The organism is Xanthomonas sp. 10-10, from assembly GCF_040182365.1.
GTDB lineage: Bacteria > Pseudomonadota > Gammaproteobacteria > Xanthomonadales > Xanthomonadaceae > Xanthomonas > Xanthomonas arboricola_F.
Map to the genome: position 1 here is coordinate 3,668,589 of NZ_CP144460.1, position 13,737 is coordinate 3,682,325.

Consider the following 13,737-nt stretch of genomic DNA (forward strand, 5'->3'; position numbering starts at 1 on the left):
GCCCACCGCTTGAAGTTACCATCGGCAGCTTGTTCGAAAGGTTTAGCCCCATGTCGCTCGACGTCGTTGTGGTGATGGATCCCATCGCCTCCATCAAGATCGCCAAAGACACCACCTTCGCCATGCTGCTGGAAGCCCAGCGTCGTGGCCACCGCTTGCACTATGTGCGCCCCGGCGGGCTCAGCCTGCGCGAGGGACGCGCCGTGGCGCAAGTCGCCCCCTTGAGCGTGCGCGAAGACAAGACAAGCTGGTTCACGCTGGGCGAGTTCGCCGAACTGGAATTCGGCCCCGGCCAGGTGGTGCTGATGCGCAAGGACCCACCGGTGGACGCCGAGTTCGTCTACGACACCCAGGTGCTGAGCGTGGCCCAGCGCGCCGGCGCGCAGATCGTCAACGACCCGCAGGGCCTGCGCGACTACAACGAGAAGCTGGCGGCGTTGCTGTTTCCGCAATGCTGCCCGCCGACGCTGGTGAGCCGCGATGCGGCGACGCTGAAGGCGTTCGTGCTGGAACACGGCCAAGCCGTGCTGAAGCCGCTGGACGGCATGGGCGGGCGCTCGATCTTCCGCAGCGGCACCGGCGACCCCAACCTCAACGTGATCCTGGAAACGCTCACCGACGGCAACCGCAAGCTGACCCTGGCGCAGCGCTTCATCCCAGACATCACCGCCGGCGACAAGCGCATCCTGCTGGTGGACGGCGAGCCGGTGGACTACTGCCTGGCGCGGATTCCGCAGGGCGACGAATTCCGCGGCAACCTGGCCGCCGGCGGGCGTGGCGAAGGCCGCCCCCTGTCCGAGCGCGACCGCTGGATCGCCGCGCAGGTCGGCCCGGAAATGCGCCGGCGCGGCATGCGCTTCGTCGGTCTGGACGTGATCGGCGATTACCTGACCGAGGTCAACGTCACCAGCCCCACCTGCGTGCGCGAGCTGGATGCGCAGTTCGGCCTGAACATCGCCGGGCTGCTGTTCGACGCGATCGAGGCCGGCACCGCGCAATGAGCAAGGCCGCGGCGCAGCCTGCAGCGATGGACGACCGCCAGCGCCTGAGCGCGATGCTGGTGATCTCGCTGTTGCTGCACGCCGCGCTGATCCTGGGGGTGGGTTTCACGGTCAGCGAGGATGCGCCGCTGGTGCCGACACTGGACGTGATCTTCAGCCAGACCAGCACGCCGTTGACGCCGAAACAGGCCGACTTCCTGGCCCAGGCCAACCAGCAGGGCGGCGGCGACCACGACACCCCCCAGCGCCCGCGCGACAGCCAGCCCGGCGTGGTACCCCAGGACCGCACCGGGCTCGCGCCACAGGCGCAGCGCGCCACCAGCGTGCAGGCACCGGAGCCGACCCAGACCCGCGTGGTCAGCAGCCGTCGCGGCGAGCAGACGATGCCCACGCCGCAACCCAATCCGCAGACCGACCCGCTCACCCCGGCCGATGCACAGCGCGTGCAGCGCGACGCGGAAATGGCCCGGCTCGCCGCCGAGGTGCATCTGCGCTCGGAGCAGTACGCCAAGCGCCCCAACCGCAAGTTCGTCTCGGCCAGCACCCGCGAATATGTGTACGCCAACTATCTGCGCGCGTGGGTGGATCGCGCCGAGCGCGTGGGCAATCTGAATTATCCGGACGAAGCGCGGCGGCGCCGGCTGGGCGGCAAGGTCGTCATCAGCGTGGGCGTGCGCCGCGACGGTAGCGTGGAAAGCAGCCGCGTGCTGATCTCCAGCGGCGTGCCGGCGCTGGACGATGCCGCGTTGCGCGTGGTGCAACTGGCCCAGCCGTTCCCGCCCCTGCCCAGGACCAAGGACGACGTGGACATTCTGGAAGTCACCCGCACCTGGCTGTTCCTGCCCGGCGGCGAGCTGCACGACGATCGCTGAGACCGCCCAGGCGCACTCTGCGCGATACACCACCCCACGACCAGGCGCGGTCCTGACCCGGTAGAAGGCGGCAACGCAGGATCAGCGGCGCGTAGTCCTCGCACCGTCGGTGAGGCAGCCTGCATGAGCGTGGATGCCGAGCGTGCGCCCCTGCTCACCGGCTGGAACGACGACGTGGCGTCCGACCTGCAGCAGGCCGGCAACGCCGGCGTGCGCTCGACTGCCGCACCTGGAAATGTGCTCGACGGCGTGGACACCTGCAGGTGGAGCGGCACGGTCCGCCGCGGCCCGGACCTCAGGCCATCGATGCGGCGGCATGCAGCCGATCGGCCAATGCCATGATCTCGGCCGCGTCCTGCACCCGCTCGCGCCAGGCGGCCGGAATGCCGTCGACGCCGTAGAACGCCCCCGCCAGCTGGCCGCAGATGGCGGCGGTGGTGTCGGCATCGTCGCCCAGATTGGCTGCACGCAGCACCGCATCGGCGAATGTCTCGGTGGTGGCGAAACACCACAGCGCGGCCGACAGCGAATCGACCACATAGCCGGTGCCGCGGATCTGCGCCGCGGGCACCGCCGCGTGGTTGCGTGCGGCCAATGCGCGCACTGTCGGCGTGACTAACTCGTTGCACTGCGTCTGCAGCACTGCCCCACGCTCGCCACCCAGCAACGCGGCATGCAGCTGCAGCGCGAACAGCCGGCAGGCGTCCAACGCTTCGGCGGCGGCATGCGTGGTACGCGAACTGTCCGCAGCACGCGCGCCCAACTCAGCCGGGCGATACGCGTAATACATCGCCACCGGCGCCAGCCGCATCAATGAGCCGTTACCGGCCGCGCGCGGGTCCTCGCTGCCGCTGAAGGCCGGACCGCCATCGAGATAGCGCTCCAGCGCCTGCCGCACGGTGCTGCCGATATCGAAACAGCTGCCGGTGCTGCTGAGGTAGCCGTGCTGGTACCAGTTGCAATAGCGATTCATCTGATCGGCGGCATCGAATCCGTTCCGATGCAGCAGGCTGTGCGCCAGGCACAAGGCCATCGAGGTGTCGTCGGTCCATTGCCCGGCACGCAGCGCGAACGGGCCGCCTCCGCGCATGTCGTCGATCGGGGTAAAGCTGCCCGGCGCGCAGAATTCCAGCGTGGTGCCAAGCGCATCGCCGACCGCCAGGCCAAGCAGACAGCCGCGAAACCGCGCGCGTTCGCGTTCGCCGTGCGTCATGGCGCGGCTGCGCCCGCCTTCGCTGCGCGTGCGGCCTGCTGCTCGACCAAGGTCAGTGCGACGTTATCGCGCAGATACGCCGGTTCCACACGCTCCGGCGCCACGCCTTCGCCACGCTGCAACGCCGGCAATGCCAGCGTGAGCAGGTCGGCGGCGTGCGGCAGGGCGCTGGCATCGATGCCACTCAGCTGCGCTGCAAAACGCCGCTGCAGCAGACCATCGGCGGCAGCGAAGCCGGTGCCCACTCCGGCGAAACGGTGCGCGGTGTCCGGCACGATCAAGGTGTCGGGCGTGCACACCACTTCCGGCATCAGTTCCAATACACCATCGTCGTGACGCACAAAGACGCCGGCATACACCTCGCCCATGCGCGCATCGATGCAGGCCAGCACATGCTTCGCCTCGGCAGGCGCGCGCAACGCCAGTACCTGCAGCGTGGAGACCGCCAGCACCGGCCGATCCAGGCCTAACGCAATGCCTTGCGCGATGCCGATGGCCAGGCGCACGCCGGTAAACGCACCGGGCCCGCGGCCGACCGCAATCGCATCGAGCTGGCGCCGCGTGATGCCCGCCTCGGCCAGCAGCTGCTCGGCCCACGGCAATGCCAGTTCCGCGTGACGACGTGGCGCCAGTTCGAAACGCTCGATGACGCGCCCGCCAACGTGCAGCGCGACCGAGCAGGCTTCGGTAGAGGTTTCGAATGCGAGAACGTTCATGGCAGGGCCGTGGCAGCAAGAAGGAGGAAGATCAACCGTCGCCGAACGGCAACGCCGGGACGCCATTGTCGCCCAGCGGCGCGGCGGCGCCAAAAAACGCCCGCACTTCGTCTATCTCGCGCGTACGCGCAAACGGCGGCAGCGATTTCATGAAGGTGCGGCCGTAGCTCTTGTTCACCAATCGCGGGTCGCACAGCACCAGCACGCCGCGGTCGGTCTCGCTGCGGATCAGCCGGCCCACGCCCTGCTTGAGCGCGATGACCGCTTGCGGCAATTGCTCGTCGCGGAACGGGTTGCCGCCCTCGCGGCGGATCGCGTCCAGGCGCGCTTCGAACACCGGGTCGTCGGGCGCGGCGAACGGCAACTTGTCGATCACCACCACGCTCAAGGCGTCGCCGACCACGTCCACGCCTTCGCGGAAACTGGCCGACCCCAGCAGCACGCCGTTGCCGGAATCGCGAAAGCGCTGCAGCAACGTCGCGCGTGGCGCTTCGCCCTGCACGAACAGCGGCCACGGCGCACCACGCAGCGCTTCGGCCGCCTCGCGCAGCGCACGGTGCGAAGCGAACAGCAGGAACGCACGGCCATTGGAAGCTTCCAGCACCGGGGTCAGTGCCGCGATCAAGGCCGTACCGAAACCGCGCGCGGCCGGATCGGGCAGGTTCGGCGGCAGGTAGCACAACGCCTGACGTCCCCAGTCGAAGGGACTGGGTTGCAGCAAGGTCACCGGGTCGTTCAAGCCCAACCGCAGCGCGATGTGGTCGAACTCGCCGCCCACCGCCAGCGTGGCCGAGGTGAACACCCAGGCCGCCTGCGATTTTTCGCGGTGCTCGCGCAGCGGCCCGGACACGTCCAGCGGCGTGCGCTGGCAACGGAATCCACGCGGGCTCAGCTCATACCAGAGCACATCGTTGTCGACGGTTTGTTCCGGCGGATCCTGCGCGAAATCCGCCACCGCCACGTCCTCGCCCAGCCAGCGCGACAACCTGTTCAACGCTTCCTGCGCGCGCGCCGTGCAGCCATCGAATCCCGGCGAGGCCTCGCGCAACGGCAGCAGCGATTCGGCCAATCGCGCCAATGCCGACAGCACCGCATCGAACCCTTCGCGCACCTGCGGTTTGGCCAGTGCACGCCATTGCGTGCCGCGCGGCGGCAGGCCTTCCATGCCGGCACGCAAGCCGCGCAAGGCTTCGTCCAGGGCCAGGATCGGCTCCTGCAGACTGGCCTGCGCGCCGGCGACCAGACGCGCTTCGACCATGCAATCGCGCGCCAGCTCCTGCCACGGGCGCATGCCGAAGCTTTCGCCGAAGAAATTGGCCGCCAGCTCCGGCAGCTGGTGCGCTTCGTCGATGACAAACGCCTGCGCGCCCGGAAGGATCTCGCCGAAGCCTTCCTGTTTGAGCGCCAGATCGGCCAGCAGCAGATGGTGATTGACCACGACCAGATCGGCGGCCTGCGCACGCTGGCGCGCCTGCACCACAAAGCATTCGCCGTAGAACGGGCACTCGGTGCCCAGGCAGTTGTCGACAGTGGAGGTCACCATCGGCAGCAGCGGCGAATCGTCCGGCAAGGCGTCCATCTCGGCCATGTCGCCGTACTGGGTACGCCCGCTCCAGGCCACGATGCGCTGGAATTGCGACACCTGCTCGGGCGTGGCCAGGCGCGGCTCGCCGCGCGCCTGCTGGGTGCGGTACTTGCACAGGTAATTGGCGCGGCCTTTCAACAGCGCGCTGCGCAGCCCGATGCCCAACGCGGCGCGCACGCGCGGCAGGTCGCGGTGGAACAGCTGATCCTGCAGCGCGCGCGTGCCGGTGGAGACGATGGTCTTGAGGCCCGACAGCAATGCCGGCACCAGATATGCGTACGTTTTTCCGGTACCGGTGCCGGCCTCGGCCAGCAGCACGTCGCGCTGCTCGAACGCCTCGGCGATGGCGCCGGTCAGGCGCAACTGCGCATCGCGCGGCGCAAACGCATCGAGCTGACGCGCAAGCGCCCCGCCCTCGCTGAGCGCCTCGATGCTGGCAGTGGCAAGTTGGGACATGAGACCAAGGAGAATGCGAAAGATGAAGCACGACAGCCTAGCGCGTGCGCGGGGATGCTGCCTGGATCGGGCCTGCAGCAGCCGGTAAACACTTCATCGCGGCAAGGCGGCTGCGGCGCACGTAGCCGGCGATGTGGCGACCTTGTGACTGCGCCGCGCCATCCGCGCCTGACGAGGATGGCCCTCGACATTCCACAGGCTTTCGATGCAGTAGTTGCGCAGTGGCCGTTGCGTCATCGGTGTGTCCTAGGCGCTGTTGCGTGGTCGTCGCTACACCGCCCACCCCATTCCACGCACAGGGTGTGCATCCCGGCCGGCATTGCACACTCCTCACCCGGCGGTTGGGCCGGCATGCATCGGCGACTTGCAGACGACGAGGAGGATGGCCCATGCCATGCGCGTGGCAATCAACGCATCACACTCGAAGACTTCAGGCCCGCTGCGACGCGGCGGTGGGCGCCCCGATCGAGTCGACCTGTCCGCGCACCGCAGGATGCAGCCACACATCCCACTCCCGCATGGCGCAGCCGGCCGGGCCGGTCACGCTGCCTGCAGCGCAACCGGTAGGGCACGCACTCAGTAGCGTTTTACGCCCGGCACGGTGCAACCGGCGATCTGCGCCTTGGCCGAGGCGGCATTTTCCTTTTCGCCACGCGCCAGCCGCGATTGCTCGATGGTGGCCCAATGACGACGGCACAGCGGGCCGGTCTTGGAACCCAGCTCCACTGCCTGGTTGGCAAAGCGTTCGGCCGCCGGCCAATCGGCCTGCAGCACGGCCACTTCGGCACGCTCCTGCAAGATTGCCGGGTCACCGGACACCAACTTCAGCGCCTGATCCAGCGCCGCCGCTGCATCGGGCAGGTCGCCGGCCTGGCGCTTGGCCTTGGCGCTCTCGCGCAGGTCGTCCACCTGCGGGTCGCGCAGCGGCTGCACCGACAGCTCGGTGTCGTCCACGCCGGCTTCGCGCTCGATCAGCAACAGCCGTTGTGTCGGCGTGGTCGGGTCCACCGGCGTCGGCGGCGGCGCGGGCGGCGCACTGACGCAGGCAGTGACTGCGGCGAGCACGCCGATCAGGGCAACAAGGCGATGCAATCGGATCATGGGGTCACTCCAGTCAATGTGCAGGGGGCGCCGACGCGGGCGCCGGTGCGGGTTCTTCCGGCTTCTTTTCCAATCCGAAGAAACGCCGCCAGCCGCCGCCGCTGGATTGCTCGGCAGGTGCGGACCCATCGTCGGGCACGCCTTCGATGGAGGGCGCATTGCCGGCGCACGACGCATAGGCCGGCGTGAAGCCGACCACGAACGGGAACTGCCGCGCGCCCGGGCAGCCGGCATCGGTAACGCCCGTGCCGGCCGCGTCCACCCACTGCCAGTCCAGGCCCTTGCCGTTCACCTTCAACGGCGCGCTGGGCAGGCGCGCGAAGATGCTCGACCACACCCGCATCGCGCCGGTGGCGCCGTACAGGCCGGTCTCGGCGTTCTGGTCGTTCCCCATCCAGATCACCGCCAGATGGTCGCCGGTATAGCCGGCATACCAGCTGTCGCGGCCATCGTTTGAGGTTCCGGTCTTGCCCGCAGGCGACAGGCGCCCCAGGCCATCGCCCAGCAGCTGCCGCGCGGTACCGCCGCTGACCACCTGCTGCAGGGCGACGCTGATCAGGTTGGCCGCCACCGAGTCGCCTTCCTGCGCCGGTGCCGGCGTCTTGTCGTAGCGCTTGAGCAACTTGCCCTGCGGATCGAGCACGCCACGCACCGCATGCAGCGGCTGGATCTCGCCACCGGCCGCCAGGAACTGGTACAGCTGCGCCATGCCGTACGGGCTCTGATCGGTCGCGCCCAGGATCAGCGAGGGGTTCGGGTCGGCCTTGATGCCGGCCAGCACCTGGATCAATTGCGCCACGCGATCGGCGCCGACCTGCATGCCCACCCGCACCGTGGCCTGGTTATACGAATGCGCCAGTGCATCGACCAGCCGCACCGTGCCGTGACTGCGGTTGTCGGAATTGCCCGGCGACCAGGTCTTGCCCCGGCTGAGCTGCACCGTCACCGGGGAATCGTCGACCCAACTGGACAAGGCCCAGCGGTCCGGCGAAGCCAGTGCCAGCAGATAGACGAACGGCTTGAGCAACGAGCCCACCTGCCGCTGCGCCTCCACCGCACGATTGAAGCCGGGCTTGGCCACATCGCGGCTGCCGACCACTGCCAGCACATCGCCGTTGTGCACATCGGTCACCACCAGGCCGGCCTGCAGCGGCGGACGTTTCTTGTTGTCCAGCCGCTTGATGGTGCCGGTCACCGCGCCTTCGGCATAGGCCTGGGCGGACGGCGACATGCCGGTGAGCACGCTCATGCCGGCGCCCTGCAGCACGCCTTCGGGATAGTCGTGAGCCAGCTGCCGGCGCACCAGGTCCACATAGGCCGGGAAGCGGTTGGCCGCGACCAGGCCCGGTTCGGTGGGCACGCCCAGCGGCGCAGCCAGCGCGCGCTTGTACTCGGCATCGTCGATCAGCTGGTTCTCGTGCAGCTTGCCCAGCACGAAGTTTCGCCGGTCCAGCGCGCGCTCCGGATTGCGCCGCGGGTCGTAATACGACGGCCCCTTGACCAGCCCGATCAGCAGCGCGATCTGCTCGGTGGTCATCGAGGTGAGCTCGCGGCCGAACCACAGCTCCGCACCCGACGACACGCCGTGGATGGCCTGCCCGCCGCGCTGGCCCAGATAGACCTGGTTGAGGTAGGCCTCCAGGATGGTGCGCTTGTCGTAGCGCGCCTCCATGATCACCGCGTACAGAATCTCGTTGAATTTACGCGTGACCGTCTGCTCCTTGCCGATGCCGAGCAGACCGCTGCGCGCCAGCTGCTGGGTCAGGGTGCTGGCGCCCTGACGGACCTGGCCGCCGGAGCGCAGCATGATCCAGGCCGCCCGCACCATGCCGCTCAGATCGATGCCGTGGTGGCTGTTGAAGTCGCGGTCTTCCACCGCCTGCAAGCCGGTCACCAGCAGTTCGGGCACTTCTTCCATGCGCACCAGGCGGCGCTCTTCCTGCTTTTGTCCATACAGCGTCGCGATGCGCGCCGGGTCCAGCCGCGCGCTCTTGAGCGCCTTGCGGTCGCCGGCGTCGCGCAGGCTGGCCACGCGCCCGCCGGAAAGGCTGACTTCCACCCGCCGCGCAGGCACGCGCCCATCCACATCGATATAACCGCGGCTGGCGATGGTGAAGCGGCTGCCTTCCTGCAGATAGGTGCCGGCCAGCTTGGCCTGGCCGTCGTCGCGGTAGGACGCCGCGTCGAGTTCGGTCTTGAGCGTGGCCGCATCCAGCGCATTGCCGGGCACCAGCACCAGCGGGCGCCCGTACACACGGGTCGGGATCTGCCAACGCAGCTCGCCGAAGCGTTGGCTGACCTGCTTGTTCAGATACACCGTGTAGGGGATCAGGAAACCGAGCGCCAGCGCGATCGCGGCAAAGCCCCAGACAATCAGCCTGCGTTGCCAGCGGGAGCCTTGCGCGTTGGAGTCGTCCTGAAAGTCGTCGGAATCGTCGTGGTCGTAGCGTCGGGGCACGGGGATGCGAAAATGTAGAGTCCGGCGAGTCTAGCGCAGCGCTGTCGTGGTTGCGCCGCGCTGGCCCCGCCGACTTAAGCGCGGCTAACAAACGCCAACGCCCGCCTCCGCGCCAGCGGAGCCTGTGCTCGGCGCGGCCTGTGCCCTCTCGTTACACTGGCAGAGGTTGTCGGCCGGCTGTGCCATCGCACCACCTGCCCGCTACGCTCACCCGTCTCTCCGCTGGAGTTTCAACGCAATGTCGATGTCACTGGCCGATGCGCGCTATCTGTTCAATCGCGTGCTCGGCCTGATCCACCGCAGCGTGGCCAGCATGCGCACACGCGGATGGCGTGCGACCTGGCAGCGCATTCGGGTGCACACGCAGCCCCCCCCGGTCGCGCTCGGCACACCGTTGTGGCTGCCCGACGCCACGCCGTTTGCCGCATTTGCCGTGCCGCACAGCGCCGCGCCGCGCGTGACGGTGGTGATCCCGGTCTATGACCACATCGCCCATACCCTGGCCTGCCTGCGTGCGCTGGCTGCGCATCCGCCGCAGCGGGAGGTGGAGATCGTCGTGGTGGACGACGGCAGCAGCGATGCCACCGCCGTGCAGCTGCCGCAGATCGCCGGCCTGCGGTACCACCTGCGCGCCAGCAACGGCGGTTTCATCGCTGCCTGCAACGACGGGATCGCGCTGGCACGCGGCGAGTACGTGGTGCTGCTCAACAACGACACCATTCCGCAGCCCGGCTGGCTGGATCGGCTGATCGACACGTTTGCCGCGTATCCGGACGCCGGCCTGGTCGGCGCGCAATTGGTGTACCCGGACGGACGCCTGCAAGAATCTGGCGGCGTGGTCTTCGGCGACGGCAGCGCCTGGAGCTACGGCCGCTTCGAGTCGGCCGACGACCCGCGCTATGCCTATGTCCGCGCGATGGACTACTGCTCCGGTGCGGCGATTGCGCTGCCGCGAGCGCTGTTGCTGACGACCCTGGGCGGCCTGGACCGCCGCTACATGCCCGCCTACTACGAAGACACCGACCTGGCCTTTGCGGTGCGCGCTGCCGGGCGTCAGGTCCTGGTGCAACCGGCCAGCGTGGTGGTGCATGACGAAGGCACCAGCAACGGCACCGACACGCGTACCGGAGTGAAGGCCTATCAGGTGCGCAATCAGGCGGTTTTTGCCGAGAAATGGCAGCAGGCGCTGGCGACGCAGTTGCCGGTCGGCACGGTGCCCGGCCCGGCGCACCTGCATCGCGCGCAACGCCAGGTGCTGATCCTGGACGAATGCGTGCCGCAGCCGGATCGCGATTCCGGATCGCTGCGGCAGTTCAATCTGATCCGGCTGCTGCGCGAAGAAGGCGCACATGTGGTGTTCGTGCCGACCCGGCGCGAACATGCCGGGCGCCATACCCAGGCGCTGCAGCAGCTGGGCGTGGAGGTCTGGTACGCGCCGTTCCTGGACGGCATCGGCAGCTGGTTGCGCACGCACGGCGCGCGCTTTGCAGTGGTGCTGCTGGTACGCCATCACGTTGCCCACGCCTGCCTGCCGCTGTTGAAACAGTACGCGCCGCAGGCACGCACACTGTTCGACACCGTCGACCTGCACTACCTGCGCGAGCGCCGCGGCGCCGAGCTCGCCGGCGACGCCAATCTGCTGCGCAGCGCCGAACGTACCCGGGTCCGCGAGCTGGAGATCATGGCGGCCACCGACGTCACCGTGCTGGTGTCTGCCGCCGAACAGGCGCAATTGCACGCGGATGCGCCGCAGATCCGCACCGCCCTGCTCTCCAACCTGCACGAGGTCGCCGGCAGCGGCCACAGCTTCGAACAACGCCGCGACCTGGTGTTCGTGGGCGGCTTCCGGCATCCGCCGAACGCAGATGCGGTGCAATGGTTCATCAGCGCGATCTTTCCGCAGGTACGCGCGCACCTGCCCACTGTGGAGTTTCACTGCATCGGCGCGGATCTTCCGGAAGCGCTGAAGCTGCTCGCGGAAGAATGCCCCGGCGTGCGCCTGCACGGCCATGTGCCGGATCTGGTGCCGTTCATGGACAGCGCCCGCATTGCGGTCGCCCCACTGCGCTTCGGTGCCGGGGTCAAGGGCAAGATCAACCTGAGCATGGCGCATGGTCAACCGGTGGTCGGCACCACCTGCGCGGTGGAAGGCATGCATCTGCGCGATGGCGAGGATGTCTGCGTGGCCGATGAGGCCGATGCTTTCGCCAATGCCATCGTGCGGCTGTACCAGGACGCGGCGCAATGGCAGAAGCTGGCCGATAACGGCCTGCGCAACGTGGCCGAACACTTCTCGCTGGATGCAGCGCGCGCAACGGTCCGCGAGCTGTTTATCGCGGGGTGAACGGCGCCGCGGGTGAGCGACTGGCCCGTTGCGGATCGGGCAGATGCATTGGTCGTGCTGCGCGGAGGATTGCGGGCTGCCCTGATGCGGGCGCGCGCAGCGCTTGATGGGTGACGGGATTGGCCCATCGCAACGACGAAGGCAGATATGGATCGCGATGCTTCGCGCGCACCCTCATCCGCCCTTCGGGCACCTTCTCCCGACGCCAGAAGGGATCGACAGCCGGGATGTCTTGCGGCCTGGTCGCCACCTACCGCCGGCGTCCACAGGCCGAACGCCAACGACGACAACCCACGCCTCAGCGCTGCTCCGCCACCGCCCTGACCCGGCGCGTGAATTCGGCCAACTCCGGCAAACCGGGATCCAGCTGATGCGCTTGTTCCTGCGCACGGCGTGCGAACGCCGCATCCTCCTGGCCCAGGCGCTCGCTGCCGACCGCAACCCAGCGCTGCGCAAGACGTCGACGCGCGCCGGCCAGCGCATCGCCATTCGGGGTCAATGCCTGCCAGGCATCCAGGCAGCCGCGCGCGGCGCGCAGCCGGTTGTTGCGTAGTTCGTCTTCGAAACAGCGCTGGCTGGCCGGCGCCACCCGCGCGGCGGCCTGCAGTACGCGTGGGTCGCGCGGTGCCAGTGCCTGCGCCGCGCGCACCGCGTCGTAGGCGCTGACACCGGGTGGCGTCATCCATTGCTGGCGCGCTTCGGCATCGGCAACACGTTGCAGCAGCCCCCGCAAACGGCGCTCGCGAACGCCGCGTGACAGACCCGTTTCCGGGCCGCGCTGGGCATCGCGGGCGCGCGCGATGGCCTGCTCGGCCTGGGCGATGGATGCGGCACCCGGCACCAGCGACTGCGCCTGTTGCAGCGACTGCATCGCCGCGTCGAACTGAAAATCCGCGGCCTGCCGGCCTGCCTGCGCGGCGTATTCGCTGGCCACCCGTTCCAGCCCGCGATGCGCACCGACATCCTCCGGCTCGGCCGCCAGCACCGCGTTGAAATCGCGTGCCGCAGGTGCCAGGCGACCACGGCGCAACAATGCCTCGGCGCGCTGCCGGCGCTGATCCAGCACACGGTGATAGTGCCCCTCGGTCGACGGCACGTCGGCGTGCCCGGCGTCGTAGCGCTTGGCGGCGGCCAGCAAGGCCGCCGCCTCGCCGAGGGCGTCGCGCGCCAGCGCATGACGCGCCTGCGCCAACAGATCGGTCAGGGCATCTTCGCGCCCTTCCAGCGCGTCGGTGCGGTCGGGCGCCAGGGTCAGGATGCGCTGATACAGCGGCAGCGCGCTGTCGGGCGTGCCTTCCAGGCGACCTTGCTGCTGGGCCGCAGCGGCCTGCGCCAGCAGGGCATCCAGTCCGGCGCTGCGTGCCTGCAACTGACGCAGCCGCAGCGCGACCGGCGCGATCTGCGCCTGCGGCACCTCCAGTGCGGTTGCCAGCGCCAGCGTGCGCTGCGCGGCGACCGCATCGCCGGCCGCGATCGCGGCACGCGCCTGCACCACGGCCGCCATGCCGGTCCGCGCCAAACCGATGCGCGCCTCGCTGCGATCGTTATCCAACGCAAGCGCAGCGGTGAACAGTTCCTGGGCACCGCTGCCGTCGGCGGCACTGAGCTTGCCGCGCGACAGCGCCGCATCGCCACGTTGCAGCAATTGCTGGATGCGGGTGTCCGGCCACAGCAAATCGCCCAACGGCTTGCGCGCCGCGATGACGCTCAACAGCAGGCAGGCGGCCAGTACCAGCACCACGCGCCACAGCGCAAGGCTGCGCAACGGCGCCCAAAGGCGCGGCGACCTGACCCAGCGCGGCAGGGAAAACATGCGGTGGCGTCCATCCTTGGCGCGACCTGACGGGGACGCGTTCACGTGCCTATGGTAGCTGGCTGTGCCGCGAAGACGGTGTGGGTGGGCAGGAGGGGCGGATTCGGGAGTTGGGATTGGTCAAGGCAAACGCGACGGGAGCCGGCGCGCTGCCCGGACTGGCCCGGTGCATCGATGC

At 68.9% G+C, this 13,737-nt stretch carries 9 protein-coding genes; 3 read left to right on the plus strand and 6 right to left on the minus strand.

What is annotated here, in order from left to right:
- Window positions 1–50 precede the first annotated feature (50 nt).
- Window positions 51–1,001: a glutathione synthase gene (gene gshB, locus VZ068_RS15415; RefSeq protein ID WP_259152193.1), complete on the plus strand. Its 951-nt coding sequence runs from the start codon at window positions 51–53 to the stop codon at window positions 999–1,001.
- Window positions 998–1,873 carry an energy transducer TonB gene (locus VZ068_RS15420; RefSeq protein ID WP_349655784.1) on the plus strand — a complete coding sequence of 292 codons (876 nt, stop codon included), beginning with the start codon at window positions 998–1,000 and terminating at the stop codon, window positions 1,871–1,873. The genes gshB and VZ068_RS15420 overlap by 4 nt, the downstream gene beginning before the upstream one ends.
- 295 nt (window positions 1,874–2,168) lie before the next feature.
- Here VZ068_RS15420 and VZ068_RS15425 read toward each other — a convergent pair whose 3' ends face one another.
- From VZ068_RS15425 to mrcB, 5 genes are all read right to left on the minus strand, one after another.
- Entirely contained in the window at window positions 2,169–3,086 is a 918-nt protein-coding gene (locus VZ068_RS15425) for an ADP-ribosylglycohydrolase family protein (protein WP_259152195.1), read from the minus strand.
- Window positions 3,083–3,802 carry a tRNA (adenosine(37)-N6)-threonylcarbamoyltransferase complex dimerization subunit type 1 TsaB gene (tsaB, locus tag VZ068_RS15430; protein WP_349655785.1) on the minus strand — a complete coding sequence of 240 codons (720 nt, stop codon included), beginning with the start codon at window positions 3,800–3,802 and terminating at the stop codon, window positions 3,083–3,085. Before tsaB ends, VZ068_RS15425 begins: the two co-directional genes overlap by 4 nt.
- 31 nt (window positions 3,803–3,833) lie before the next feature.
- On the minus strand, window positions 3,834–5,843 hold the full coding sequence (locus tag VZ068_RS15435) for an ATP-dependent DNA helicase (protein WP_349655786.1): 2,010 nt from the start codon (window positions 5,841–5,843) through the stop codon (window positions 3,834–3,836).
- Between the two features lie 576 nt (window positions 5,844–6,419).
- The gene (locus tag VZ068_RS15440; protein ID WP_349655787.1) at window positions 6,420–6,944 is read right to left on the minus strand and encodes a hypothetical protein; all 525 of its coding nucleotides are present in this window, start codon (window positions 6,942–6,944) and stop codon (window positions 6,420–6,422) included.
- Window positions 6,945–6,957: 13 nt separating this feature from the next.
- Window positions 6,958–9,402, minus strand: coding sequence for a penicillin-binding protein 1B (mrcB, locus tag VZ068_RS15445; RefSeq protein WP_349655788.1), 2,445 nt, complete (start codon window positions 9,400–9,402; stop codon window positions 6,958–6,960).
- 238 nt (window positions 9,403–9,640) lie between these two features.
- Between mrcB and VZ068_RS15450 the strand changes: the two genes are divergently transcribed.
- A complete protein-coding gene (locus VZ068_RS15450; RefSeq protein WP_349655789.1) occupies window positions 9,641–11,746 on the plus strand; it encodes a glycosyltransferase in 2,106 nt (701 codons plus the stop codon).
- Between the two features lie 298 nt (window positions 11,747–12,044).
- Here VZ068_RS15450 and VZ068_RS15455 read toward each other — a convergent pair whose 3' ends face one another.
- The gene (locus tag VZ068_RS15455; protein ID WP_349655790.1) at window positions 12,045–13,559 is read right to left on the minus strand and encodes a hypothetical protein; all 1,515 of its coding nucleotides are present in this window, start codon (window positions 13,557–13,559) and stop codon (window positions 12,045–12,047) included.
- Window positions 13,560–13,737 lie beyond the last annotated feature (178 nt).